Genomic DNA, 25,980 nt, shown 5'->3' with positions numbered 1-25,980 from the left:
TACGGCGTCGGAACCCTTCTGGAGCTAGACCCCGAAGTACAGTTCGTACTCGTAGGGGTGCGGACGCTCGGCCATCGGCAAGATCTCCGCGTTCGTCTTGTAGTCGATCCAGGTCCGGATGAGATCCTCGTCGAAGACACCGCCCTTGAGCAGGTACTCGTGGTCTTCTTCCAGGGCGCGCAGTGCCTCGCTCAGCGAAAGCGGCATTTGCGGGATGTTCTTCGCCTCTTCCGGAGGCAGCTCGTAGAGGTCCTTGTCGATCGGGTCCATTGGCTCGATGCGGTTCTGGATACCGTCCAGACCAGCCATGAGCAAGGCTGCGAACGCGAGGTACGGGTTCGCCGTCGCATCCGGGGTGCGGAACTCGATGCGCTTTGCCTTGGGGCTTGAGCCGGTGATCGGGATGCGAACCGCCGCCGAGCGGTTACCAGCCGAGTACGCGAGGTTGATCGGAGCTTCGTAACCCTTTACGAGACGGTGGTAGGAGTTGGTGCTCGGGTTGGTGAAGGCCGCGAGCGACTTGCCGTGCGCGAGGATGCCGCCGATATACCAGCGTGCGGTGTCGGAAAGCGATGCGTAGCCGGCCTCGTCATAGAACAGCGGTTCGCCACCCTGCCAGAGCGACATGTGCGTGTGCATACCCGAACCGTTCTCGCCAAACATTGGCTTTGGCATAAACGTTGCGGTCTTTCCCCAGTCGTTCGCGACGCCCTTGATGAGGTATTTGAACTTGAGGATGTCATCGGCCGAGTGCACGAGCGTGTTGAAGCGGTAGTTGATCTCCGCTTGCCCGCCGGAGCCCACTTCGTGGTGTGCCCGTTCGAGTTCGAACCCACTTTCAATGAGCGTCATACTCATCGCGTCGCGGAGGTCTGCCTGCTTGTCGACCGGTGGTACTGGGAAGTAACCACCCTTCTTCGGGGTCTTGTTCGCAAGGTTTCCGCCAACTTCTTCGCGGCCGGTGTTCCAGAAGCCCTCTTCGGAGTCCACCTGGTAGTAGGTGCGATAGGGCTGGTTCTCATAGCGAACGTCATCGAAAACGTAGAACTCTGCCTCGGGTGCGAAAATCGCGGTGTCTGCCACGCCCGTCGAGGCGAGGAACTTCTCTGCCTTCTTCGCAACCTGCCGCGGGTCACGGTGATAGATCTCGCCGGTACGGGGGTTGAAAATATCGCAAAGAATGACGATGGTTGGCTCGGCGCGGAAGGGGTCCAGGTATGCCGTGGTCACATCCGGGATGAGCTGCAGGTCTGACTCGTTGATCGAGGCGAAGCCACGAATCGATGAGCCGTCGAAGAGCTGTCCGCTACTGAAGAAGTCGTCATCGACCGTCGACGCCGGGATGTTGAAGTGCTGCTGAGTTCCGGGCAGATCGGTGAAGCGGATGTCGATGAACGAGATCCCCTTCTCCTTGATATAAGAGACAAGTTCGGCGGGCTCGGTGAACATGGGTAAAAGTTCCTCCTCAGTTGGTGTGTCCGGGAACGCGTCCCGACGTGCGCCTGGCGAGTATTACCCGCCAGTTTCGCGGCGTGATGTGAGTTTACACGATTCTGTCTGATGTCATTAGCATTGCGCGCCTGTCAGTGGACACGCCTTCAGTAAAGCCCTCGACCTCCTCGAGAACCGGTTGCTCACCGATAGACTGGGCTAATGGCTGAGACCCGCGATTCGAATTCCTTCAGTGTTCCTGAAAGCAATTATCCAGGAGAGCGGCTCGGGCTTCCCGAGAGTGGTCCAGGTTCGGTCGCAAGCTTTGGTTTGCGCATTCTTGGTCTCATCGTGGACTGGAGCATCGCGAGCCTGCTCTCGTGGTGGCTATTCGACTATGACGCCCTCGCAATTGCGGCGATCTTTGTGGTCCTCACCAGCATCTTTATCTGGCTGCTCGGCGGCTCCCTCGGCCACATCATTTTTGGAATGCGGGTCAACACCGTGCAGGGAGAGGCGCCCGGATGGTGGCGTCCCTGGGTACGACAGCTGCTGCTCGTGTTCGTACTGCCTGCCTTGATCATGGATCGCGACCAACGCGGTGCCCATGAATCGCTTTCGGGCCTCGTGCTTCGGAAATTCCGATAGCTCCGAGGCCCGAACGAGGGCGAGGACAGCGCGCTAGCGCATATTCGAGCGTGACGGTCGAATCTTGTTCGGGTCAACACCCTTTGGAATCGGCAGCTCATTCTTCTTGAGTGAGGCCAAGCGAGTGTCGACTGCGAGAATCTCTTCCTTGCGCAGTTGCTTCGGTAGTTTATTCAGGGTCTTCTTGAGATCCGCAAGCTTGATTCCGCCTTCATCCTTATTCACCAAAACGTGGTGGATGGTCACGGTCGGCAACAGACGCTTCGTCTTGTTTCGCTCGTCATTAAGGAGGCGCTTCGTCGCCGCATTCGTAGATTCGGTGATCAGCACAACGCCGGGCTTACCAATCGCACGGAATACAAAATCCTGCGTTTTGGGGTTAAAGGCCACCGGCATATCGCTGGTACGCCACTTGCCACGCATTGCGGAGGAGAGTACGGAGCCAGCGGCACCCTGCCTACCCTCGAGCTGGTCGAAAGCGACGCGCTCTGCATGCCAGTTCAGCAGCAACATTGCAATGAGCAGACCGAACACCGCGCCCAGAACGACGTAAAGCAACCACATCAGCCAGTTCGCATTGGTGACGATGCACATTACGACTGCGAGGATGATCGGCAGCACGAAGCCCGCCACGATGAATACGACACCCGCCTTGTCGTACTTCGCGGTCATCTTGAAGACGTCGATGAGCTGCCGGAAGCGGCCGGGCTCCTTGGTAGCTGAGTCGGATTTTTTCGCCATAGTCCTCCTATAATACCCGCCGACAACTGTCCACAGAATCGGGCGAATCAACAGTTATCAACAGGTAACGCCGCGTTTCACCTTCGCCCTCAAATGCATCGTGCAAGATGCGGGCATGCTTTTGGAACGCAGCACAGAACGCGATCGAGACGCACGCCCTCGCGCCGGCGACGTCATTTCGGGTTGGCGTCTCGTGCGCCCGCTTAGGCCGGACAATTCGGAGTTCGTGGGTGTCAGCGAAATTGTCGGATATGAGCGGGCACAGGGAAGCGAGCACTGGGCGGCGTTTGCGAGCCCGGCACAACCGCACCTCGAACACCGGCGAATCCGCGTTGCCGTGGGCCAAGCAGAATCCGAGGTGCTTGCTCGAGAATGTGCCATCCGCGACGAGATCGGGTCAGAATTTGTCGAGTTGGCGGAGGAAACGCTGACCGAAGATGACCTGCGGATTGCGGTGTTTCCGCTCCAACAGCGCCGCAGCTGGTCGGAGTTGGTGGCCGGAGATTTCCAGTTCACGCCAGGATCGCTGGTCACACTACTCGTGCCGATCACCGAGGCCGTCCAGCTGGCTCATCAGGCGGGTATGGGGCATCGGAACATCGATCTCGCCGCTTGCCTCCTCGACGAGTTTGGCCGACCGTGGCTCGATCACTGGTCCAAAGCTATTGAATTGGATGGGGTGTCGTCGGCCCGAGCAGACATCACTCGGGCCACTGACATCCGTGCCCTCGGCAAAGTGGCGGATGCGATTATTAGTCGTTCCTCGACACCCGCGCCGGAGCAACTCGAAACCCTCATCGCCGCGATCTGTGATGGCGTGACACCGTCCGATGCGGCTGCCAGACTTATCGATGCGCTCTTTCAATGGGCAGAACCGGCTCCGGTAGCCGAGGGCGTTTTGCCGGGGCAGGGCAGTCGTGACGTTCTCGGCAGCGCAGCGAATCACGCCGTTCGGGCACTCGACTCGGACGAGGCAATCACGGGCGACGACGAAACCCTGCTCCCTGCACCAGTACGAACCACGCGCAAACGGCGATTACGACTGACCGCGTTGAGTGAGTTCGGTTCTCGACTTAGCCGTGCGGTGGCCGGTGTTCGACCAGTGTTCTGGGCTCTCGCCGCGGTCGTTGGCGTACTCATTGCGATCGGAGCGCTCCTATTAGGAAGCGCCAATTCAAGTGCCGAGAACTCGCCGTCACCGAGCGAAGCGGCTGTCGAAACCTCGGCAACTCAATCTCCAGCGCTCACCGATGAGCCGGAGTACGAACCAATCGAACCTGCGGTTACCGAAGGAGCACAAGACGCGCAGGGGGAGGGGAGCACAGGTGCCGCGGCAAGTGCGATCGATTCAGTTCCTCACCTCATCGCAGCGCGAAACGAATGCCTACGAGCATCGAACGCATCCTGCCTCGATGAGCTCTATGCTCCTGGAGCCCCGGGACTCGAAACAGATCATGAGTTCGTAACAAGCGGGGAAGATCCATCGCAACGACTTATCGAAACCGATGAGTGGGTGGTTGCCGCAGACCTTGGCGATATCGAGCTCATTAGCGGCAGCGGCTCGGTATCGCTTTCCGTAGAACGCACCGCTGAAGGATGGCGTCTGCGCGAAATTTGGTTTTCCGACTCAATCCTCTAGGTATGAGCAGCGAAGTAGACAAAGATTGAGCTATCCACCGCGAAGTCAGTCAAATGATATACGATCGAGGTGTTGCGTCAGGATAGCGGAGTGCTGATCCTCCAACGAACACCCATAATCTAGGAGGATTCCGAACAATGCAGTTCCACCACCACGGCTATGTATCGCAAGAACCTCGTGTCGAACCTGCCGCTGGCATCGGTCTCGACCGGCCCGAAGAGCTGCCCGAGGAAATCGACGTCCTAATCGTCGGTAGCGGTCCCGCTGGTATGATCACCGCCGCCCAGCTCGCGCAGTTTCCCAACGTGAACACACGCATTATCGAGCGTCGCGGCAGCCGACTTGAACTCGGTCAGGCAGACGGCATCCAGTCACGCACCGTCGAGACCTTCCAAGCCTACGGATTTGCGGAACGCATCATCGCCGAGGCGTATCGCATCACCGAGACCACGTTTTGGAACCCTGATCCCGACAACCCCGGTCACATTATTCGCACCGGCCGCACTGCCGATGACGCGACCGGAATCAGCGAGTTCCCGCACCTGGTCGTGAACCAGGCTCGAGTACTGGACTACTTTGCGGAATTTGCTGAGCGATCCCCGGGTCGCCTCGTTCCCGACTACGGCTACGAATTCGTGGGTCTTGAAGTCACAGATGAAGGGGAGTACCCGGTCGTCGTTACCCTCCGCCGCACGGTCGGTGAGCACGAGGGCGAGGAGCTCACCGTTCGAGCGAAATACGTGGTCGGCTCTGACGGCGCATCCTCAAAGGTGCGCAAGTCGATTGGTCGCCGCCTCAAGGGCGATACTTCGAATCACGCCTGGGGTGTGATGGATGTCCTCTCCGAAACCGACTATCCCGACGTTCGCCTGAAGTCGATTATTCACTCCGATGCGGGAAGTATTTTGCACATTCCGCGCGAGGGCGGCTACCTCACGCGTATCTACGTCGACCTCGGCGAAGTGCCCGAGGACGACAACCACGCTGTTCGTAACACTCCGTTTGAGGACATCGTCAAGAAACTCAACGAAATCATCCACCCCTACACGTTGGAAGTGAAGAACGTGCCCTGGCACAGCGTGTACGAGGTCGGTCACCGCGTCACCGACAAGTTCGACGATGTGCCCGAGGACGAAGTTGGCACCCGCTCACCACGCGTCTTCATTACCGGCGACGCCTGCCACACACACAGCGCCAAGGCGGGTCAGGGCATGAACGTCTCGATGCAAGACGGCTGGAATATTGCGTGGAAGCTGGGGCACGTCCTCACCGGTCGCGCACCTGCATCACTCCTCGACACCTATTCTGCAGAGCGGCAGTCGGTCGCAGTGGACCTCATCAACTTCGATAAAGAGTGGTCCACACTCATGGCGAAGAAGTCGGAAGACTTTGACAGCCCGGATGAGGTAGCCGAGTTCTATGTCAAGACCGCCGAGTTCCCGGCCGGATTCATGACCGAGTACTCCCCGTCAATCCTCACCGGTGAGGCGAAGTATCAGCATCTTGCGAGCGGCTTCCCGCTCGGGAAGCGCTTCAAGGCGGCACCGGTGATTCGAATTTGTGATGCCAATCCGATATACCTCGGCCACCAGGCATTCGCTGACGGCCGCTACCGAATCTATGTATTTGCCGATCAGGCGAAGGCTGGCGAAGATTCCGCGACCGAACGACTCGCAGAGTGGCTCGGTTCAGATCCAGAGTCACCGCTGAATAAGTTCACCCCCGTAGGGGAGGACGTGAACTCGCGCTTCGAGGTGAATGTCGTCTACCAGCAGCGATACACGGAGTTCGACTTCAGCGATGTGCACCCCACGTTCCGCCCAAAGAACGGTCCTTTCCAGCTCCAGGACTATTTCCGCGTGCACTCCATCGGTGACATCACTGATGTCAATACCGCGGGAGAGGCAACGAGCGAAGAAGACATTTATGATCTTCGTGGTGTGAGCCGCGATGGCGCAATCGTCATCGTCCGTCCGGATCAATATGTCGCGAACATCCTGCCACTAGATGCCCGCGAAGAGCTCACGGACTTCTTCGCACAGTCGATGACCGCACAGCGTTAGCGGCCCTGTTGCTTCCGACAAGCCCCTGTCGGAAGCAACAAAAATCCCCGGTGAGCCAGGAGAGTTCCTGGCCCACCGGGGATCTTTTTTGTGTGGTTAAGGAAGTGTGCCGGCGCCGATCGGTACGTTGATTACCGACCAGCGCCGCACGCACTAAATGCCGAGGTTGCCCTCAAACGCGCCCTCTTCAAGGCGCTGCTTGACCTGACCGAGGTACCGAGCCGCATCCGCGCCATCGATAATGCGGTGGTCGTAGCTCAGTGCGAGGTACACCATCGAACGAATCGCGATGCTCTCGTCGCCTTCAGCGGACTTCACCACTACCGGACGCTTGGTCACAATGCCGAGACCCAAGATCGCTTCCTGCGGGAGGAACACCACCGGCGTATCGAAGAGCGCACCGCGCGAACCGGTGTTGGTCACGGTGAACGTGCCGCCCGCGAGGTCGTCAGGCTTTAGTGTGTTGTCACGGCTACGCGAGGCGAGATCATCGATCTCGGTCGCAAGCTCTGCGAGCGACTTGCCACCAGCGTTCTTGATCACCGGTGTAAGCAAGCCGCGTTCGGTGTCCACCGCCATCGCAACGTTCTCGGAGTCGGGATAGACGATTGAATCGCCCTCGACACGCGAGTTGATGATCGGGTAGGTCTGCAGCGCTTCAATCGCAGCAAGCGTGAAGAAGGGCAGGAAGGAGAGCTTCGAGCCGGTCTTCTCGAGGAACTCATTCTTCTTAGCCTGGCGAAGGTTCGCGACCTTGGTCACATCCACCTCGACCACGGTGGTCAGCTGCGCGGTTTGCGTCATGGACTCAACGGCGCGAGTCGAGACGACCTTGCGCAGGCGCGACATCTTCTGCGTGGTACCGCGAAGCTCCGAAACCTCAACTGGCTTCGGGCCGGCAGCCGGCGCACCCGCTGCCGCTGCAACTGGAGCAGCCGTTTCCTTAGCCTTGGCAGCTTCGAGCACGTCTTCCTTGCGGATACGACCACCAACGCCGGTGCCGCTCACCTGGGTGAGGTCGATGCCGTGTTCGCTCGCAAGCTTGCGCACGATCGGGGTCACGTAGCGAGGGTCGCTCTTGGTTGCCGGACGCTGTGGTGGCTTGGGTCCGCTTGCCGCAGCTGGTGCCGACGGTGCTGCTGCCTGGGCAGACTCACTCGTGGCAGGCTTAGCGGGTGCGGCGGGCTTTGCCGGGGCAGCAGGCTGTGCGGGTGCGGCCGGAGCTGGCTTTTCCGCTGCCGGTGCTGGCTTCGATTCCTCTGCCGGCTTCGATTCTTCGGCTGGTTCGGGCGTCGATTCTGGTGCGGGAGCGGCAGCACCAGATCCGATACGCGCAAGTACCGCGCCGACTTCAACCGTCTCGTCTTCGTTCACGAGGATCTCTTGCAAGGTACCTGCCACGGGGGAGGGAACCTCGGTGTCGACCTTGTCCGTCGAAACCTCAAGCAGTGCCTCATCTACCTCAACGGCGTCACCGACGCTCTTGAGCCAGCGGGTCACGGTGCCTTCGGTGACACTCTCGCCCAGTGCGGGCAGCGTCACTTCTTCCGCATCGCCGCTTGCAGCCGGTGCCGACTCAGCGGCGGGTGCTGCTTCAGCCGGTGCATCTTCTTCAGCGGGAGCTTCCTCGGCGGGTGCCTCTGCTGCCGCAGGCTCCTCCTGAGCGGGCTCTTCACTTGCCGAATCGGATGCACCGCTACCGTCGCCAATGCGGACCAGGACGGCGCCAACCTCAACGGTTTCGTCTTCCTGCACGAGGATTTCCTCGATGACGCCAGCAATAGGCGAGGGAACTTCGGTGTCGACCTTGTCCGTCGACACCTCCAGTAGTGCCTCGTCGACCTCAACCGAGTCGCCGACGTTCTTCAACCAGCGAGTGACCGTGCCCTCGGTGACACTTTCACCCAGTGCCGGGAGCGTAATTTCCTGACTCATTACAAATTCTCCTAAAATTTTCTGCTTCGAGGGCGCGTTCTAGAGCGTGTGGAGCGGCTTGCCCGCGAGCATGAGCATTGCCTCGCCCAGGGACTCGTTCTGGGTGGGGTGTGCATGAACCAACTGTGCGACGTCTTCGGGGTAGGCGTCCCAGTTCACGATCAGCTGTGCTTCACCGATCAACTCACCGATACGTCCACCAATCATGTGGATACCAACGACTGGGCCATCCTTGACGCGGACAACCTTCACCGATCCGGAGGTACCGAGGATCGAGCTCTTACCGTTGCCGGCAAGGTTGTACTCGTATGCCTGCACCGCCTCTTCGCCGTGCGCTTCCTTGGCTTTGGCCTCGGTGAGTCCGATCGAACCAATCTGCGGCTCGCTATAGGTCACCTTGGGGATGTTGACGTCCGGCACGAGCACGGGGTTTTGTCCAGCAATCTGCTCAGCGACGAAAATGCCGTGCTGGTAGCTCCGGTGTGCAAGCTGGAGGCCGGGAACGATGTCGCCGATAGCGTAGACGCCAGGGACGGTGGTCTGCAGGGTTTCATCCACGGTCACGAAGCCACGGTCGAGTTCTACACCAACTTCTTCGAGTCCCATACCGGAGGTCACAGGGCCGCGGCCAATGGCCACGAGGAGGACATCTCCGTCGATGGTTTCGCCCTTGTTCGTCTTGACGTGAACGCCATACTCATCCTGGGTAACCGAGTCGAACATCGTGTTGGTCTGGAAGTTGATGCCGCGCTTGCGATATGCGCGCTCGAGCTGCTTCGAGATCGTCTCATCTTCTGCGGGGGCAAGGTTGGGGAGCCCCTCGAGGATCGTGACTTCAGCACCGAAGGAACGCCACATGCTGGCGAACTCAAGACCAATCACGCCGCCGCCGAGGACGACCGCGCGCTTAGGCGTCCAGTCCATCTGCAGTGCCTGGTCTGAGGTGATGACATTGCCGGTAATGTCGAGGCCCGGAATCGACTTTGAGTACGAGCCGGTCGCCAAGACAATGTTCTTAGCGGTGATCGTGTCATCACCGACCTGAACGGTGGTCGGCGAGGTGAGTCGACCTTCACCGCTGAAGATCTCGATCTTATTGGCTTTGAGGAGCCCCTGCAGGCCCTTAAACTTGCCCGCCACGATGCCGTCACGGAAGCTTGCAACCTTCTCAGCGTCAACGCTGTCGAGCGTGAGATTCACGCCCGCACGCAGACCCTCTTCGACAGTGTCTGCAAGTTCAGCACTGTGCAGCATTGCCTTGGTCGGAATGCAACCTCGGTGCAAGCAGGTGCCACCCAGCTTGTCTTTTTCTACAAGCGCGGCCGAGAGGCCTAGCTGCTTGGCACGAATAGCGGCGGCGTAGCCTGCGCTACCACCGCCGAGGACGACAAGGTCAAAGTTGTGATCTGACACCCGGAAAGCTCCCCTTTAAGAGTTGGACAGTGCGCTTGCACCAGGGATTACCCATTGCAAAAACGCGGCAAAAGCCAGTGATTAGCCTACACCTCGGCATCTTGAATCTCTGTATGTCCCGATGCCGAGGCGCAGCGTTCTTATTTTCCGCTACCGCTTCCCGCAATTGGCAGAGCGGCGATCGCGTCAATGAGCGTGCGAACGGGTACTCCCGTTGCTCCCTTGGCCACATAGCCGTATGCCGATTTGGTTTCTGCCGGACCGGCAATATCCAGGTGCACCCAGGGCACCGCGGTCGCGTCCTCACGCTGACCGATGAACTTTTCAAGGAATGCCGCGGCGAACAGCATTCCGCCCGCACGGTCACCTGGCTTGGCGTTCACAATGTCCGCAATATTTGAGTCGAGCTTCTCACTGATCTCTTCCGGAATTGGCATCGACCAGGTGGGCTCACCAACGCGGTTCGCGGCCGCCAGGATGCGTTCACGCCAGTCGTCCTCGTTGCCCATCAGTCCGGTAGTGCGGTCACCGAGCGCCACGACCTGTGCGCCCGTGAGCGTCGCAATATCGATCACCACATCGGGCTGCTGCTCAGTCGCGAGTGCAAGCGCATCGGCGAGCACGAGGCGACCTTCCGCATCCGTGTTCGTCACTTCCACGGTCGTCTTCGACCGTGTCGTGATGACGTCGTCTGGCTTCAAGGCGGTTGCAGATGGCATATTTTCAGCCAGGGCACACCAGCCGGTGACTCGAACCGGAAGACCCAGTTCAGCGATCGCCCGCATAACCCCAACCACGGATGCGGCACCCGACATATCGAATTTCATACCGACCATCGATGCTGCGGGCTTGATTGAAAGCCCGCCGGAGTCAAACGTGATTCCCTTACCCACGAGTGCAACGTGGTGCTGCGCTCCCTCCGGCGCGTATTCGAGGTGCACGAGTCGTGGGGGATTGACTGATCCCTGCCCAACACCGACGATGCCACCGCATCCCTCGTCGTAAAGCTTCGGCTCGTCCCACACCTTAACCGTGACCGCAGTGTCGGCAAATTCCGCGGTGACAAGCTCCGCGAACTCTTCCGGCACCAGCGCGTTTGAGGGGGTATTGACCAGGTTGCGGGTGAGCTGCACGGCATCCGCAATCACGCGTGCTCGCTGCACGGCCGCATCGGCGTCTTCACCGTTCGTGACGATCCCGATTCGCTGCACCGCATCCGCGGCTTCGGCACTGTCCGCCTCCGAGTCTTCGCTGGACGTTGATTTGAACCGATCAAAGGAATAACCGCCAAGTGCGTGTCCGAGCGCGAGTGCTTCGGCCTCTTCCGGCGCGGCTGCCACGAGGTCATAGGTCACATCCGCGCTCTTCTTGAGTGCACGCGCGGCAATCCCTGCCGCGCGTCGGAGTGCTTCGAGTTCGCGCTCTTTACCAATACCCACTAACAGCACTGTCGCCTCACCCTCACCTTCCTCGGCAGCGACGAGGATGCGGTGGGTCGAGCCGGCCTTTCCGGTGACGTCGAGGGATTCAAGTCGCTCGGGAGTGAGGCCAAGGTCGGACGCACCGAGGAGCTCAGGGGTATCGCCGGCAAGTACCGGCACCACAGTCACCGTTGCCGAAGTGTACGGTTTTGCGTCAAGTTCAAATTCTGCGTTGGTCATGTCTGCGAGCCTATCGAGATCAGCCTGGATGGCACGCTCACAGCGAACCAGTCGCGCGGTTGAGGACACCGACCCGTACGATGGAGCCTATGGATGGCCTCAGTTCGCTACTGCACCCAGGGAGTGCGTGGGGCTATGTACCTGCAGGGCTGCCACTGGTGGTATTGCTCACCGGGTATCGCGATTCAGGCCAAACCGTGCGGCAATCCATGGAGACCATGATCGATCATGGCGAGAGCGATATTGTCGCTACCTTCAGTGCGGATGCGCTCCTCGACTATCGTGCGCGCAGACCCATTGTCACCATCGACGGCACCGAGGTGCGTGACTACCGCATCCCGAGACTTGATTTACGCCTGATGCACGACTCGCTTGGACAGCGCTACTTGCTGCTGAGCGGCTACGAGCCGGACTTCCGCTGGGAAGAGTTCACGAAAACTATCGTCACGCTGGTGCGTCATTTCCGGGTTAGCACCACGACGTGGGCACATGCCATCCCGATGCCGGTTCCGCACACGAGACCCCTTCGCCTCACTGCCACCGGCAACCGCGAGGATCTCGTGGAGCAACTTTCGGTGTGGAAGGCGCGAGTCGAGGCACCCGCACACGCCCTCCACCTCCTTGAGCACGCTTTGATGCAGGCGAAGGAACCAGTCGCGAGTCTCGTGGTGCTCGTCCCGCACTATCTCGCTGAAGGGGTCGTTCCCGCGGGTCCCTTGAAACTGATCGAAGCACTCGGCACCGCAACGGGATTGCTGATCCCCACGGAAGATTTGCGCGAAAAGGATCGGGTATTTCGTGCCGAGGTGGATGCGCAAATCGCGTCGAATGAAGAAGTGCAGCGGCTGATTTCCGTCTTGGAGAATCAGCACGACGGTTTCTTGAAGGGCACCCCGCAGGAGAATCCGTTTGCGGATGCGGACGGTGAGCTTCCCACTGCGGACGAAATTGCCGCGGAGCTCGAGCGCTATCTCTCGGCGCGTCGCGACCGTGACGAATAGTCAGCGCTAAGTGTTCGGGAAAGTGCCACACTGAGTGAGTGTCTGATTCGCTGCCCAACACCCAGTCGCTGAGTCTTATCCCGAAACGTCTTCCGGGGCTGATGTTCACCCTGGTCCTCTTTGCGTACATCATCGCGGTCACGCAACGGTCCTCGCTCGGGGTCGCGGGAGTCGAGGCCGCCGAGATGTTCAACGCCAGTGCGACGGCGCTATCCACTCTGGCTGTGATGCAGTTGGTTGTGTACGCCATCATGCAGATTCCGGTCGGCATGCTGCTTGACCGCGTGGGTGCGAGCAGGCTCATCCTTGCCGGGGCATTCCTCATGGTGGTCGGTCAAGTAATCGTCGCCTTCGCGCCGAGCCTTGAAATCGCGGTGGTGGGTCGCATCCTCGTAGGTATTGGTGATGCGACCACCTTCGTATCGGGCTTGCGCGTGATCGGGGCGTGGTTCAAGCCACGTCGTGTCCCCGTCATGCAGCAGATTTTTGGCACGGTCGGGCAGATGGGACAGTTCCTCTCCGCCGTACCGTTTGCGATCCTCCTCGGACTCAGCGGTTGGACGATTGCCTTCCTCACGGCCGCTTCGCTCTCATTGATCGTGCTCATCGCCGGTCTTATTTGGCTCCGTGATACGCCGCAGCAGCGCTATGCCCAGCAGAGCGTGTCCCTGCGCGGCGCCTTCGTGAAGCTTGGCGATTCGTTTACCCGTCCGGGAACTCGACTTGGCTTTTGGTCACACTTCACGCTGCAGTTTTCAGGCACGGTCTTTGGACTGCTCTGGGGCTACCCAATGATGGTGCAGGGTCTCGGCTACCCACCGGTGCTCGCATCGATCTTCCTCGTCTTTCCAGTGATTGCGGGGATGGTGTTGGGCCCGTTCCTGGGTCTGCTCACGGCGAGATATCCACTGCGTCGATCGAACCTCGTCATTGCGATGGCGGCACTCGTCGCACTCGGCTGGATCGCGCTCATCACCTGGCCGGGGGAGCCGCCCATGTGGTTCTTCATCCTCGTGCTCATCATCATGGGCGGGGGCACCACCGGGTCAACGATTGGTTTCGATTTTGCGCGCACGTTCAACCCGGTCTCCAGCTACGGTTCCGCCTCTGGCATTGTGAACGTGGGCGGATTCACGGCGAGCAGCCTCACACTCTTTCTCATCGGCGTGGGCATCGACCTTGGAAACCGGATTACTGGCAGCGCGTCATCCTGGCAGTCCTACCAAATTGCGATGTGGGCAATTCCACTCGTGACCGCCATCGGACTCGGGTTCATCCTGATTGAGCGACACCGCGCACGCTCACGAATGGCGGCTGAAGAAGGTGTTGTCGTCGCGCCGTTGTGGACGGTGATAGTGCGTCGCCGCCGGGGCCGAAAGTAGCTGGGTTTACCCTCCTGGGAATAAAACCGGTCGGCCGCGTGTAATACTTGTTGTCTGTCCCAACAGGCCTCATCGAATCAGATAGGGCTTGACTTGGGCATTCCTTTTGCCCAAACCACGCGAAGGGGTTGATTATGGCAACTATCAAGAAGGGCGCTGCCACCGAAGCGGCAGCAGAATCAATGAGCCAGTCCAAGTCCGAGCTGAACGCAATGAAACTTGTCGACCTCCGAAACCTTGCGAAGGAAATTGGCCTCAAGGGAGTATCCGGTCTGAACAAGGCGGCAACCGTCGACGCCGTCCTGGAATTCCAAGCAGCCGGTGGTGCCGCTGGCACCAAGAAGAGTGCCGCCACCGGTGCGTCGAAGGCAACGACGCGCGCATCCGCGAAGGATGCTGAGCCTGAGACCGGCGAGGAGGGCGAGAACATCGTTATTGACCTCGACGAAGACCACGAAGTCGATGAAGACGACATCGAAGTCTCCGAAGTGGATGAAAAGCACGCCGAAGAAGATCCGGATGAGGACCTTGGTAAGCGCGACGAGAAGTCCGAGGACCCCGAGGAAGACGTGGTCAAGGCCGAGTCCGCAGTGAAGGCTGCGGGCGCACTTGTGCTCAAGAACACCGATGATGATGACACTCCGGTGTACTCAGCACAGATCACCGGTGCCACTGCTGACCCGGTGAAGGACTACCTCAAGCAGATCGGTAAGGTGCCGCTGCTCAACGCTGCCGAAGAGGTCGACCTCGCCATGCGTATCGAGGCGGGTCTCTACGCGGAAGACAAGCTGCTGCGCAATCAGGATATTGAGCCGAAGCTCAAGCGCGAATACAAGTGGATCATGCGCGACGGCAAGCGCGCCAAGAGCCACCTGCTCGGCGCCAACTTGCGACTCGTCGTATCACTTGCAAAGCGCTACACCGGTCGCGGGATGCAGTTCCTCGACCTCATTCAAGAGGGAAACCTCGGTCTGATCCGCGCGGTTGAAAAATTCGACTACACCAAGGGCTTTAAGTTCTCCACGTATGCGACCTGGTGGATTCGCCAGGCAATCACCCGCGCAATGGCGGACCAGGCGCGCACCATTCGTATTCCGGTACACATGGTGGAAGTCATTAACAAGCTCGCTCGAGTGCAGCGACAGATGCTGCAGGATCTCGGTCGCGAACCCACGCCGGAAGAGCTCGCACACGAGCTCGACATGACCCCGGAGAAGGTCGTCGAGGTGCAGAAGTACGGGCGCGAACCCATTTCGCTGCACACCCCGCTGGGTGAAGATGGCGACTCGGAGTTTGGTGACCTCATCGAGGACACCGAGGCAGTGGTGCCCGCGGATGCGGTGAGCTTCACCATGCTGCAGCGCCAGCTCGAATCTCTACTCGACTCGCTCTCCGAGCGGGAAGCGGGCGTGATTCGGATGCGCTTCGGCCTCGGCGACGGCATGCCGAAAACCCTCGACCAGATTGGCGAGACGTTTGGGGTGACTCGCGAACGCATCCGCCAAATCGAGTCAAAGACCATGGCAAAATTGCGTCACCCGTCGCGTTCCCAATCGCTGCGTGACTACCTCGAGTAGTCTCTTTCCCTCAGCTCGCACTAGATAGAAAAGTAGGACTATGCAGCCAAACGAAGGCAAGCCTCTCGAATCGAACGTTGATGGAAAGACCTACCAGCGCATCCCGATCAAGACGCACGTTGTGATGCCGGATGATGATCTCCACCAAGTCGTTCGTAAGTACGCTGAGCCAGTGATCCAAGACGGTGACGTGCTGTTTGTGACCGAGAAAATCGTCGCAATTACGCAGGGTCGCTCAATGCTGCTTGAGGAAATCAAGCCAAGCGGGCTCGCAAACTTCCTCGCGAAGTACGTCACGAAGACCCCGTACGGTATTGGCCTCGCGATGCCAGAGACCATGGAGATGGCACTGAAGGAGTGCGGAACTCCGCGCATCCTGGCCGCCGCCGGTGTCGCCGCTGTCACCAAGCCGTTTGGGCGAAAGGGTGACTTTTACCGCGTTGCTGGGGAGAAGGCTCGCTCGATCGACGGCCCCACTTCGAATACCATCCCGCCGTACAACAAATCGGTGGTGCTCGGTCCGGACAAGCCGGAGCGTGTGGCACGTGACCTCAAGATCTTGCTCGGTAACAAGGTTGACGTGCTCGTTGTCGACATCAATGACATCGGCGGCAATATCCTCGGCTCGACCTTGGATGCCGAGCTCAACGATCACTGGGTGCGCGTACTCCACGACAACCCGCTCGGTCAGGGGCACCAGTCCACACCGATGGGTGTGCTTCGCAAGACCGAAGCCAACCGATAGGGTACGCATCCACCACTCAGACCCACTGGTTCGAGGGTGGCTAGTGTAGAAGCTGATTTTGCTTCCCGGGGTAGTGTGCCCCGGGAAGCTTCAGATGAAAGGAGTGGTTGTGGATCTTTCTGTCTTCGCCACCATGGAATCCGAAGTGCGTAGCTATGTCCGGGCATTCCCGACGGTGTTCGACACCGCTCAGGGACCGATTCTCAAGGACGAGGAGGGTCGGGAGTACATCGACTTCTTCTGTGGTGCGGGCACCTTGAACTACGGCCACAATCACCCGGCGCTGCAGAAATCAATCATTGAGTACCTTTCGGGGAACAAGATTCAGCACGCGCTCGACATGGCAACCGGCGTGAAGAAGCGCTTCCTAGAGCTCTTCCGCGATGTCATTTTGGAGCCACGGGGGCTCGAGTACAAGCTCCAGTTCTCCGGCCCAACGGGCGCAAATGCTGTCGAGTCGGCAATGAAGGTCGCGCGCCTGGCCACCGGCCGCAGCACTATCGTCGCATTCACGCACGGCTACCACGGGCTCTCCATCGGCGCCCTCGCGGCGACTGCGAATAGTTGGTACCGCGACGCCGCCGGCGTCGGCCTCAACGACGTCGTGTTCCATCCCTACGACGGCTACTACGGCGAAGACATCAACACGGTTGCGCTGCTGCGAAAGCACCTTGAAGACCCCTCGAGCGGCCTCGATCTGCCAGCCGCAGTCATCGTGGAAACAGTCCAGGGCGAGGGCGGCGTGAACGTCGCAAGCGATCAGTGGCTGCGCGATCTTCGGGAGCTTTGCACTGAAAAGGGCATCGTGCTCATCGTTGACGACATCCAGATCGGTATCGGCCGCTCCGGCAAGTTCTTCAGCTTCGAGCACTCCGGCATCGTGCCCGATATCGTCACCCTGTCGAAGTCGATTTCTGGCTACGGTTTCCCCATGGCGCTGGTGTTGATCCGTCCGGAACTCGACGTCTGGAAGCCGGGCATGCACACCGGTACTTTCCGCGGGAACTCCATCGCCTTTGTCGGCGCCGCGCGTTCGCTCGAAGAGTTTTGGGCCGGCGAGAACAATATCGAATCGCAGATCGCGCACCGCTCAGCGATGGTGGTTGAACGACTCAACGCGATCGCGGCTCGCCACGAAGGGAAATTCTCGGTTCGCGGACTGGGTCTGCTGCAGGGCCTTGTCTCGGAACAGAACAATGATCTTGCTTCGGCCATCTCACGCGAGGCCTTCAAGCTCGGTCTGGTGATCGAGACCAGCGGTGCCCACGACGAGGTCGTCAAGGTCATGCCGCCGCTCATTGGTGACGACGAGACGCTACTCAAGGGTCTTGACCGGCTCGAGCAGGCTGTGGACGCGGCACTCGCTGCCTAAGCGCGGCACTGGTAAGCCGCGGCCGCAAGGCACAGCAGCTAAGCACCACAAGTAAAGAAGGTGGCTTCCCCAAGTTTGGGGAAGCCACCTTCTTTACTTGTACGCATGGAATCAACACCCATTCGGGCCAAATTGACTCCCTTGCGGTGTCCTCCCTAGATGTCCGCGAATTTGCGAACGTGGGGGAGTGAGCCGGTCCAGACTCCGGTTGCGCTCGGCTTGTTTTCGTAGGCTCCGGGCGTGCGGTTTCCTTCCACGACAATCGGACCGTTTGGCGTGACCACGATGTCCCAGGCAATGTAGGGGATCTCTGGAATCTTGCGCGAGACCTCCGCTGCCAACGCGATCACCGCATCCGACTGTGGCAACTGGAAGTCAACAATCGAAGCGCCGGTCTCGGGATGCTGCGCGTAAATGTGCTGGTGCGAACCGTAACCGGGGCTGATGGCGTGGCCGTGCTCGTCGAGCAACACGAAGAACCCACCGAAGGCCTGCTGGTCACTGGCACCATTGCCCACACCAAATTTCTGGGCGTAAGAGACCACGTGCACTTCGCCGTCACGCAGGAAGGTCGTAACGCGCGTGGTGTTCACGACACCGGGCGAGACCGCCGCGATGTCTTCGTGCTGGATGATGTATTCCTCAAGCAGGATTTGTTCCCGCTTGATGAGGAACTCGCGGAACTCTTCCCAGTCCTCGACATCCTTGGCGAAATAGAGGTCGACGCCGTAACCAGAGTTACTCACGGGCACTTTGGCAATAACCCGCTTTTGGCGTTCCATGAACGCGCGGAGCTCATCGGCGGTGTGATCGGTGACGAGGAACCATTCTCGGTGCAGGTATTCACCGAAGCGCTTGTTGAATTCGACCTTGTCTTCGAGATACTTGTAGAAGTCAGGATCGTTGTACTTCTTGACCATGTGCGCGCTAATGGCATTCGTGAGGTACGTGCGTCGCTCAGCCTTCTTAAGCAATGCGAAGTCCCAGTCCAGGTAGTCCTGGAAGTTTGTGCCGTATACGAATGACTCGACCAGCATGTCGCCCAGCACAACTGGCCAGTTTCGCGAGTGCTGCCGAGCGGTCTGCTTCGCGCGTTCGACCACGCTGCCGAAATCGAGCACGCGGGCGCGCGAGATGAGGTAGTTCACTCGGGAAGAAAGATTGATACTCAAGAATCTGCTCTCTGTGTGTTGACTAATGCGCGTGTGAAGTGGTGATGCGCTGAACGCGCGAGGTGACGCCGGTTACGATTTCATCGGGCACGGTGCCGAATGCCTTCGCCCACTGTTCAGCAGTTGCCTCACCATGGTCGCCATTACCGAAGCAATACGCTAGCGAATCGGCCTGAATCTCAACTCCCGGCACTCGTTCTACCAGCGTCCCATCGACACCGACCGAAGAAATCGGGTGCGGCTCGCCCGCGATACTCAGCCACATATCGACCCCTGGCAGACTCTGCAGCCCGTCCCCGAAACCAATCGCAATGGTCGCGGTCGTGTCAGTGACTGTGGTAACTCGAGTGGTGAGCGATAGCGCGGGGCGCAGTCCCAAGTCGGTGCCACTGCGATCGTCAAATGGTGAAATTCCGTAGCCGCCGAGCCCAAGTCGCACGTAATCAAGACGTGATTCGGGGATATCAATACCCGCACCGGAAGCCGCTGCGTGCAGCACCGAAAAGTCTGCCCCAAGTTCGCGCGCACGATCCACGGCTTCGTGGAAGAGCGCGAGCGAGGCGAGATCTTCTGCGTGTGAGTTGTCCGAAAAGTGAGTCCACGCGCCGACAAGCTGTACCAGCCCGGCCTCTCGCAACTCGACGGCACGGATGACCAGCTCATCCCACTGCTCGGGGTTCACCCCACCGCGGTGTAAGCCGGTGTCGAGTTTGAGGTGGATGCGTGCCGGAATCGAAGTGGGTGTGGTGTGCGCGATGAATTCCAGCTGACTCAGGCTTTGGATTCCGAGGTCGATTTGCTGGCGCTTCGCAGCCGAAAAATCCGTCGAGGGTGTCAGCCGCCACGCGAAGAGCGTGCCGGTTGCTCCCGCTTTACGCAGTTCGAGTCCGGTCTCGACATCCAGAACGGCAAAGTCGGTGACCTGTTCCGCAATGGCGGCATCGGTGACCGCGCGCAGCCCGTGACCGTACGCATCCGCTTTCACCACGAGCATCGTGCGGGCAGGCGCAAATTGCTCGCGGAGTGTTCGGAGGTTGAACCGTAAAGCCTCAAGATCCGTTGTGAGCGTCGCAATGCTCATGCACGCACCTCGATTCGTGGAATTGTGGTTTGGATGCGGCTCGTCAGCGCGAGCGGCGCAATTCGGGTCGCGGCGGACCAGTCTCGTAGGAGGCTGTGCTGCCCGAAGAATTCCACGTGATCCCCCGGGCGGACCGGAAGCTCGCCCACGTCCACGCTAATGAGATCCATCGAAATTGCGCCGGCGATGCGGCAATGTGCCCCCGCCACGAAAACATCGCAGCGGTTCGAGGCCTGCCGCGCCACACCTTGCGAATAGCCAATTGCGACAAGCGCCATAGTGGTGTCCGTGTCTGGGCGGTAGCTCGCACCATAAGACACCCCTTGGCCCGCGGCGATCGGTTTGAGCAGCACCACCTGTGCTTTGAGTGTCATGACCGGAGTCAACGCCGGGTCACCGAGCCCGTAGAGCGCGGCACTATCGAGCGAGGGTTCATCGGCGTGCGTGACTTCGAGCCCGTCCAGCAACACTGCCGGAATGCCAGCCATTTCCTCGCGACTCACCAGCACCTGCCGCAGCCCAGGCGAGAGCTCTCGTGCACAACGCAGCACTGTTGCGGTACCGTGGCCGTAGGCATTGGCGCGAACGTCGATCGCTTGCGGGCTAAGACTTCGCAGATTCTGCTCAAGCGCACCGAGGTCGATTTCGGCAACGCGTGGGGGTGCTGTCACGCTCATAGATTTCCTTCCAAACCTCGATCTTATCGCCAGGAGCATGAGATCGCGCCCGGTACGGAGTGGTGCCCGCATCCCAACCCCGGATGCAATAGCCTATGAGCCTGAGAAAAGGAGCATTGTGACGGATACATATTCGGCAACACAGCTGCAAGTACTGGAGGGGCTCGAGGCCGTCCGGAAGCGGCCCGGTATGTATATCGGCTCCACTGACTCACGCGGCATCATGCACTGCCTGTGGGAGATCATCGACAACTCTGTTGATGAGGCGCTCGCCGGTCACGGTAACCGTATTGACATCGTTCTCCACCCCGACGGTTCCGTCGAGGTGCGTGACCAGGGTCGGGGTATCCCGACCGATATCGAGCCGCGCACCGGTTGGAGTGGGGTGCAGGTTGTCTACACCAAGCTGCACGCGGGTGGAAAGTTCGGTTCCGCAAACTACGGTGCCGCCGGTGGGCTCCACGGTGTCGGTGCTTCGGTAGTGAACGCCCTTTCTGCGCGCCTCGATGTCGAAGTCGATCGCGGTGGCAAGACTCAGGCGATGAGCTTCAAGCGCGGCCACGCGGGTGTCTTCACGGATTCAGGGGACCCGAGCCCCGACGCACCTTTCGAAGAACATCCTGGAAAAGCCGAGTTGCGCATCCTCGGGAAAACCAAGCGCGGCGTGACCGGTACCCGGGTACGGTACTGGGCCGACCCACAGATTTTCGTCCGTGATTCGGCCTTTCAGTTTGAACAGTTGCGCGACCGGGCCCGGCAGACCGCTTTTCTCGTGCCCGGACTCGAGATTGTGTTGGAGGATCTTCGCGATCCCGAAAATGTCACCACTGAAGACTTCAAATACGACGGCGGTATTTCTGAATACGTCGAGTATCTCGCTCCGGATGGGTCGCTCACCGATGTGTGGCGCATCGAGGGCGAAGGTTCGTACAAGGAAACGATTCCGGTGCTTGATCAAAACACCGGGCACATGGTGTCGACCGAAGTCGAGCGGGTGATGATGGTCGACCTCGCATTGCGTTGGGGGATCGGCTACGAGACGGTCCAGAAAAGCTACGTGAACATCATTGCGACCCCGAAGGGCGGCACGCACGTAGCCGGGTTTGAGGCCGGGATGCTCCGGACGATTCGCGAAGAAGTGCAGAAAAATGCGCGCAAGCTCAAGGTCGGTAACGACAAGATTGAGAAGGACGACATCCTCGCGGGGTTGACTGCGGTCGTCACGGTGCGCATCCCCGAGCCGCAGTTCGAAGGACAGACCAAAGAGGTCCTCGGTACGCCCCAGGCACGAAACATCGTGCAAAAGACCCTGACGGATGGTTTGAAAGAGCGATTCGGCTCGACCAAGCGTCAGGATAAAACTGAAGTCTCGATGCTGCTCGAAAAAGTGGTTACCGAGATGAAGAGTCGTATTGCGGCGCGCGCACACAAGGAGACGCAGCGACGCAAGACCGCACTCGAAAACTCATCGCTGCCCTCAAAACTGGTGGATTGCCGCACCAACGAGGTGGAGCGTTCCGAGCTGTTCATCGTCGAGGGTGATTCGGCGCTCGGCACCGCGAAGCCCGCTCGCAACTCCGAGTTTCAAGCGCTTTTCCCGATTCGAGGCAAGATCCTCAATGTCCAGAAGGCATCGCTTGCCGACATGTTGAAAAATGCCGAGTGCGCGAACATTATCCAAGTGCTCGGCGCCGGTTCCGGTCGCACCTTCGATCTGACTCAGATTCGCTACGGCAAGGTCATCATCATGTCCGATGCCGACGTGGACGGTGCGCACATTCGGACGCTGCTGCTCACGCTGTTCTTCCGCTATATGCGGCCGATGCTTGAGGACGGTCGAGTCTTCGCAGCCGTGCCTCCGCTGCATCGCGTTGTGGTGCAGAATCCCGGCAAGAAGCCGAATGACACGATCTACACGTACTCCGAAAACGAACTCGCCCAGTTGTTGAAGAAGCTGGAGCGTTCCGGAAAGAAATATCAGGAGCCGATTCAGCGGTATAAGGGTCTCGGCGAAATGGACGAGGATCAGCTCTGGGACACCACGATGAATCCTGAGCACCGCATCCTTCGTCGCATGACCATGTCGGATGCGGCCGAGGCCGAGAGCGTATTTGAAATTCTCATGGGCAGCGAAGTTGCGCCTCGCCGTGAGTTCATCGTGGACGGCGCGCAAGAGATCGATTCGCAACTCATCGATACCTAGGCGATAAAGACCCGCGCCAGGCCGCTATGGGCGCAAATAGTGATGAATGTCGATGAGCGAACCGATCGTTGACACTCCCACCGGCACCCGCGCGCCGGGGCTCGCAAGTTGCACGGCATGCATCCCAGCTGCTTGTGCCGCCAGCGTGTCAATATCGCGATCGCCAACGCTGAGACATTCTTCGGGATTGAGGCTGTGACGCTCGAGGAGCGTGCGATGCATGGTCGGGTCGGGTTTTCTGGGCATCTCATCGGATGCGCAAATCATGTCATCGGCGCGCAGTTTCGTGACCCGCACGAGCAGTGAGGCGCTGTCGTAGTCACGGTTGGTGACGATGAGATTGAGCCCGCGCATCCGTTTCACTTCAGCCATGGCGCTTTGTGCGCCGGGCATCAGCGGAGCCGGGTTGGATGCCCACTTTGCCTTCAAGTCCTCGTAGGCGTGCCCAAAAGTCTCAGGCGGGATATTGAATCGCTCGGCGAGGGTGTCGATCGTATTCTGAATCGAGGTGTTCAACATGCGCTGCAGTTCGGACTCGGAGATGGCGGACTCGTGCTCATTGAGCACATTGAGAAATGCTCGCCGAATCGAGGGATAGTTGTCTACGAGGGTGCCGCCGAGGTCCCAGAACACGTGTCGCACAGTCATACCCATATTCTTGCGCAGCTGCGCGCAAGTTTGTTTCACGGTTTGGGCAGAGTTTGATCCGGAGCCTCTGGGGCAATGCAGGCATCTTCCACGTCGACCATGCCGGCTGGCTCAAGCTGGAAGGTCGAGTGCTTCACCGAAACCGGGAAGTGGTTCGCGACGCATTCCTGGAGATCGTGGAGAATTCTGGTGGCGTGCCCGTCATGGAAACACGAGTCGTCGAGGACCACGTGCGCGGTGAGCACTGGAAGGTCGGTCGATATTCGAGAAGCGTGCAGGTCATGCACGTCGATAACGTGCTGCAGTTCCAGGATGTGCTTTCGAACGTCGTCGAGATTCAGCTCCGGCGGAGTTTCTTCGAGCAGGACACCGGTTGATTCGCGCAGGAGACGGATGGCCCGCGGCAGGATAAGTGCCGCGATGAGCAGACCCACGACCGCATCGATTCCGGTCCAGCCCGTGAGCGTGATGACCACTGCCGAGATAATTACTGCGACCGAGCCAAGCGCATCCGTCACAACCTCTAAAAACGCCGCCCGCATGTTCAGCGAACTACTGCGACCGCCCGCGAGGATGACCATCGCAACAATATTGCCGACCAGGCCAACGATCCCGAAAATCAGCAGCCCCGCCGATTGCACTTCGACGGGTTCAAAGAGTCGACGAATCCCCTCGTAGACGGCATAGAGCCCAACCACGAGCAGCACCGAGGCTTGGGCTGCCGCGGCGATCACTTCGGCACGGCGGAATCCCCAGGTGCGCTGATTCGTTGGCGGCCGCAGCATGAGGGATGCTGCCACGAGCGCCATGAGCAAGCCACCGGCATCGGTGACCATGTGTCCGGCATCGACGAGCAGCGCCAGCGAGCCGGTAATCACGGCACCGATGAGTTCGGCGATCAAAATGACAACAGTGATGCCAAAGGCAAACGCCAGGCGTATCCGGTTCGTCGAATGATGAGAGTGGTCGTGACTCATTGTCTAGTCAGGGTAGCCCTAACCACCGAGATCGGGGGAGACTCCCATCGTTACTTCGACGTCCACTTCCTCGCCGTCACGAATGACCGTAAATGTTGCGGTCTCGTCCACGCTCAGCGCGCGCACAGTACCCACGAGGTGCTCCGAACTGGTGATCGGGGAATCGTTGATGCCGACGATAAGATCCGCTTCCTCGATACCGGCCTCTGCCGCCGGCCCATCCTCAATCACCTCAGCCACTTCGGCACCGATGACCACGCTGCCATCCGGAAGTGACGCCTGACCGGTGGTCGTGGACGTGCCGAGGAATGCATGCTGCACTTCGCCGGTCTCGATGATCTGTCCGGCAATGTTTTCCACGAGCTGGACCGGAATCGCAAAGCCGATGCCGATACTGCCAGAGGTACCGCCAGCCTCACCGAGCGTCGCAATCGACGAGTTGATACCAATGAGTTGACCCGCGGCATCAACCAGCGCACCGCCGGAGTTACCCGGATTGAGTGGTGCCGAAGTCTGGATGGCATTGGTCACCACGAGGCTGTCTTCAATCTGGCCCGTGGAGACCGGTCGCTCCAGCGCAGAAACGATACCGGTGGTCACCGAACCCGAGAGTCCTAACGGGCTGCCCACGGCCATCACGTCGCTGCCGACTTCGATGGTTTCCGAATCGCCTCTTGAGATCGCCGCGAGCCCTTCGGGTGGGTCATCTACTTGCAACACCGCGAGGTCGGTTGCCGCATCCGAGCCCACGAGTTCGGCGGGGTAGGCACGATTTCCGATCATGATCGCGATCTGACCGGCATCTGCGGCAGTCTCCACCACGTGGTGATTGGTGACCACGTGTCCCGCTTCATCCCACACCACACCAGAACCCTGGCCGGCACCATCCTGGCTCGACACCTGAATCGACACCACCGAGCTCGAGACCGCTTCAGCAACGGCCGACCAATCGACGTTTGCGCCTTCCGCCTGAATTACCTGCGGGGATGCACCTTCGATAATCGGTTGCGCGAGATTGATTGCGTAGGCGCTCGCACCGCCGGCAATGAGTCCGGCGACTGCAGCGGTAGCAATCACTGCCGTCCAAGAGGGTCCGCTTCGTCGAGGCTTTTTAGCCCGCGTGGAGCCGCGCGTGGTCGCAGCATCAACACCCCCGGGACGCTGTTGGAAGCTCGGTGCGGCGGACGTGTACCCGTACGCGGCGGTTGCGTTAGCGTCCTGTTGACCCTGGGCCTGGTAGCTATTGGGCTGCGCGGGCTGTCCGTAGCCCTGTGGTTGTCCGTAGCCCTGTGGTTGCCCGTAGGTCTGGGGCTGACCGTAGTGTTGCGATTGGCCGTAACTCTGCGGCTGCCCATAGCCTTGCGGTTGACCATAACCCGGTGCCTGCCCGTGGCCCGAAGAGTCGGTGCCACCTTCCGCGATATTAGATTGTTCTGGAGCAGGCGGAACACCGTACTGCGGCGGAATAGGCGGCAGTGGCGGCATACCGTTCGCTTGATTACCCTGCTGGGAGTCGTCAACGGTCATGGAAGTGAAGTTACTCCTTCAAGCATTAAAAGACGCTGGCCACCGCTGCGTTGGCTCAAGGTTTTTCGTGCTAGTTGCGTCGTGTGC

Annotated in this window: 20 protein-coding genes; 9 read left to right on the top strand and 11 right to left on the bottom strand. The window is 59.7% G+C overall.

Translation table 11 applies throughout. The annotated features are described in order from the left end of the window. Window positions 1-24: 24 nt before the first annotated feature. On the bottom strand, window positions 25-1,449 hold the full coding sequence (gene glnA / locus ACTHXA_RS08380) for a type I glutamate--ammonia ligase (RefSeq protein ID WP_441671291.1): 1,425 nt from the start codon (window positions 1,447-1,449) through the stop codon (window positions 25-27). 204 nt (window positions 1,450-1,653) lie between these two features. On the opposite strand from glnA, the gene ACTHXA_RS08375 reads away from it, so the two are divergent. Further along, a complete protein-coding gene (locus tag ACTHXA_RS08375; protein ID WP_441671289.1) occupies window positions 1,654-2,079 on the top strand; it encodes an RDD family protein in 426 nt (141 codons plus the stop codon). 33 nt (window positions 2,080-2,112) lie between these two features. On the opposite strand, the gene ACTHXA_RS08370 is transcribed toward ACTHXA_RS08375, so the two are convergent. Then, complete coding sequence (locus ACTHXA_RS08370) at window positions 2,113-2,820, bottom strand: DUF4191 domain-containing protein (protein WP_441671287.1); 708 nt, start codon at window positions 2,818-2,820, stop codon at window positions 2,113-2,115. A gap of 115 nt (window positions 2,821-2,935) precedes the next feature. Between ACTHXA_RS08370 and ACTHXA_RS08365 the strand changes: the two genes are divergently transcribed. Further along, complete coding sequence (locus tag ACTHXA_RS08365) at window positions 2,936-4,459, top strand: hypothetical protein (RefSeq protein WP_441671285.1); 1,524 nt, start codon at window positions 2,936-2,938, stop codon at window positions 4,457-4,459. A 137-nt stretch (window positions 4,460-4,596) separates the two neighbouring features. Further along, on the top strand, window positions 4,597-6,522 hold the full coding sequence (locus tag ACTHXA_RS08360) for an FAD-binding monooxygenase (RefSeq protein ID WP_441671283.1): 1,926 nt from the start codon (window positions 4,597-4,599) through the stop codon (window positions 6,520-6,522). Between the two features lie 153 nt (window positions 6,523-6,675). On the opposite strand, the gene sucB is transcribed toward ACTHXA_RS08360, so the two are convergent. The 3 genes from sucB to ACTHXA_RS08345 all read right to left on the bottom strand — a co-directional run bounded on the left by sucB (window position 6,676) and on the right by ACTHXA_RS08345 (window position 11,531). Further along, window positions 6,676-8,457: a 2-oxoglutarate dehydrogenase, E2 component, dihydrolipoamide succinyltransferase gene (sucB, locus tag ACTHXA_RS08355; protein WP_441671281.1), complete on the bottom strand. Its 1,782-nt coding sequence runs from the start codon at window positions 8,455-8,457 to the stop codon at window positions 6,676-6,678. Window positions 8,458-8,496: 39 nt separating this feature from the next. After that, the gene (gene lpdA / locus ACTHXA_RS08350; RefSeq protein ID WP_441671279.1) at window positions 8,497-9,870 is read right to left on the bottom strand and encodes a dihydrolipoyl dehydrogenase; all 1,374 of its coding nucleotides are present in this window, start codon (window positions 9,868-9,870) and stop codon (window positions 8,497-8,499) included. Window positions 9,871-10,010: 140 nt separating this feature from the next. After that, window positions 10,011-11,531: a leucyl aminopeptidase gene (locus tag ACTHXA_RS08345; protein ID WP_441671277.1), complete on the bottom strand. Its 1,521-nt coding sequence runs from the start codon at window positions 11,529-11,531 to the stop codon at window positions 10,011-10,013. Window positions 11,532-11,620: 89 nt separating this feature from the next. On the opposite strand from ACTHXA_RS08345, the gene ACTHXA_RS08340 reads away from it, so the two are divergent. The 5 genes from ACTHXA_RS08340 to ectB all read left to right on the top strand — a co-directional run bounded on the left by ACTHXA_RS08340 (window position 11,621) and on the right by ectB (window position 17,608). After that, the gene (locus ACTHXA_RS08340; RefSeq protein WP_441671275.1) at window positions 11,621-12,532 is read left to right on the top strand and encodes a proteasome assembly chaperone family protein; all 912 of its coding nucleotides are present in this window, start codon (window positions 11,621-11,623) and stop codon (window positions 12,530-12,532) included. Between the two features lie 38 nt (window positions 12,533-12,570). Continuing rightward, window positions 12,571-13,914 (top strand): MFS transporter, encoded by a 1,344-nt coding sequence (locus tag ACTHXA_RS08335; protein WP_441671273.1) that lies wholly within the window; start codon window positions 12,571-12,573, stop codon window positions 13,912-13,914. Between the two features lie 134 nt (window positions 13,915-14,048). Beyond that, entirely contained in the window at window positions 14,049-15,491 is a 1,443-nt protein-coding gene (locus tag ACTHXA_RS08330) for an RNA polymerase sigma factor (RefSeq protein WP_441671271.1), read from the top strand. Window positions 15,492-15,531: 40 nt separating this feature from the next. Then, window positions 15,532-16,236 carry a coenzyme F420-0:L-glutamate ligase gene (locus ACTHXA_RS08325; RefSeq protein ID WP_441671269.1) on the top strand — a complete coding sequence of 235 codons (705 nt, stop codon included), beginning with the start codon at window positions 15,532-15,534 and terminating at the stop codon, window positions 16,234-16,236. 109 nt (window positions 16,237-16,345) lie between these two features. Then, complete coding sequence (gene ectB / locus ACTHXA_RS08320) at window positions 16,346-17,608, top strand: diaminobutyrate--2-oxoglutarate transaminase (RefSeq protein WP_441671267.1); 1,263 nt, start codon at window positions 16,346-16,348, stop codon at window positions 17,606-17,608. A gap of 155 nt (window positions 17,609-17,763) precedes the next feature. Here the strand turns inward: ectB and ACTHXA_RS08315 are convergent, their stop codons facing one another. The 3 genes from ACTHXA_RS08315 to ACTHXA_RS08305 are packed head-to-tail and all read right to left on the bottom strand — an operon-like array spanning window position 17,764 to window position 20,532. Further along, window positions 17,764-18,780 (bottom strand): sugar-transfer associated ATP-grasp domain-containing protein, encoded by a 1,017-nt coding sequence (locus ACTHXA_RS08315; protein ID WP_441671265.1) that lies wholly within the window; start codon window positions 18,778-18,780, stop codon window positions 17,764-17,766. Window positions 18,781-18,802: 22 nt separating this feature from the next. Further along, window positions 18,803-19,861, bottom strand: coding sequence for an alanine racemase (locus ACTHXA_RS08310; RefSeq protein ID WP_441671263.1), 1,059 nt, complete (start codon window positions 19,859-19,861; stop codon window positions 18,803-18,805). Continuing rightward, a complete protein-coding gene (locus ACTHXA_RS08305) occupies window positions 19,858-20,532 on the bottom strand; it encodes an alanine racemase (protein WP_441671261.1) in 675 nt (224 codons plus the stop codon). The genes ACTHXA_RS08310 and ACTHXA_RS08305 overlap by 4 nt, the downstream gene beginning before the upstream one ends. Window positions 20,533-20,656: 124 nt before the next feature. Here ACTHXA_RS08305 and ACTHXA_RS08300 point away from each other — a divergent pair, with 124 nt between their 5' ends. Continuing rightward, window positions 20,657-22,741: a DNA gyrase/topoisomerase IV subunit B gene (locus tag ACTHXA_RS08300; protein ID WP_441671259.1), complete on the top strand. Its 2,085-nt coding sequence runs from the start codon at window positions 20,657-20,659 to the stop codon at window positions 22,739-22,741. Between the two features lie 24 nt (window positions 22,742-22,765). On the opposite strand, the gene ACTHXA_RS08295 is transcribed toward ACTHXA_RS08300, so the two are convergent. From ACTHXA_RS08295 to ACTHXA_RS08285, 3 genes are read right to left on the bottom strand one after another with little or no spacing between them, the layout of a single operon-like run. After that, complete coding sequence (locus ACTHXA_RS08295) at window positions 22,766-23,389, bottom strand: HAD family hydrolase (protein WP_441671257.1); 624 nt, start codon at window positions 23,387-23,389, stop codon at window positions 22,766-22,768. Window positions 23,390-23,424: 35 nt separating this feature from the next. Further along, window positions 23,425-24,366, bottom strand: coding sequence for a cation diffusion facilitator family transporter (locus ACTHXA_RS08290; RefSeq protein WP_441671255.1), 942 nt, complete (start codon window positions 24,364-24,366; stop codon window positions 23,425-23,427). Window positions 24,367-24,384: 18 nt separating this feature from the next. Continuing rightward, window positions 24,385-25,893, bottom strand: coding sequence for a trypsin-like peptidase domain-containing protein (locus ACTHXA_RS08285; RefSeq protein ID WP_441671253.1), 1,509 nt, complete (start codon window positions 25,891-25,893; stop codon window positions 24,385-24,387). Window positions 25,894-25,980 lie beyond the last annotated feature (87 nt).

This window comes from Gulosibacter sp., assembly GCF_052090685.1.
Lineage (GTDB): Bacteria > Actinomycetota > Actinomycetes > Actinomycetales > Microbacteriaceae > Gulosibacter.
The sequence above is the reverse complement of the archived record's forward strand: the minus strand, read 5'-3'. Positions and strand labels throughout refer to the sequence as shown.

Bases quoted from the DNA above. Each gene is read 5' to 3' on its own strand.
- ACTHXA_RS08375 (WP_441671289.1), top strand. From the start codon at position 1,654: ATGGCTGAGACCCGCGATTCGAATTCCTTCAGTGTTCCTGAAAGCAAT.
- ACTHXA_RS08345 (WP_441671277.1), bottom strand. From the start codon at position 11,531: ATGACCAACGCAGAATTTGAACTTGACGCAAAACCGTACACTTCGGCA.
- ACTHXA_RS08290 (WP_441671255.1), bottom strand. From the start codon at position 24,366: ATGAGTCACGACCACTCTCATCATTCGACGAACCGGATACGCCTGGCG.
- ACTHXA_RS08325 (WP_441671269.1), top strand. From the start codon at position 15,532: ATGCAGCCAAACGAAGGCAAGCCTCTCGAATCGAACGTTGATGGAAAG.
- ACTHXA_RS08285 (WP_441671253.1), bottom strand. From the start codon at position 25,893: ATGACCGTTGACGACTCCCAGCAGGGTAATCAAGCGAACGGTATGCCG.
- ACTHXA_RS08330 (WP_441671271.1), top strand. From the start codon at position 14,049: ATGGCAACTATCAAGAAGGGCGCTGCCACCGAAGCGGCAGCAGAATCA.
- ACTHXA_RS08310 (WP_441671263.1), bottom strand. From the start codon at position 19,861: ATGAGCATTGCGACGCTCACAACGGATCTTGAGGCTTTACGGTTCAAC.
- sucB (WP_441671281.1), bottom strand. From the start codon at position 8,457: ATGAGTCAGGAAATTACGCTCCCGGCACTGGGTGAAAGTGTCACCGAG.
- ACTHXA_RS08360 (WP_441671283.1), top strand. From the start codon at position 4,597: ATGCAGTTCCACCACCACGGCTATGTATCGCAAGAACCTCGTGTCGAA.
- glnA (WP_441671291.1), bottom strand. From the start codon at position 1,449: ATGTTCACCGAGCCCGCCGAACTTGTCTCTTATATCAAGGAGAAGGGG.
- ACTHXA_RS08365 (WP_441671285.1), top strand. From the start codon at position 2,936: ATGCTTTTGGAACGCAGCACAGAACGCGATCGAGACGCACGCCCTCGC.
- ACTHXA_RS08295 (WP_441671257.1), bottom strand. From the start codon at position 23,389: ATGACTGTGCGACACGTGTTCTGGGACCTCGGCGGCACCCTCGTAGAC.
- ACTHXA_RS08340 (WP_441671275.1), top strand. From the start codon at position 11,621: ATGGATGGCCTCAGTTCGCTACTGCACCCAGGGAGTGCGTGGGGCTAT.
- ACTHXA_RS08370 (WP_441671287.1), bottom strand. From the start codon at position 2,820: ATGGCGAAAAAATCCGACTCAGCTACCAAGGAGCCCGGCCGCTTCCGG.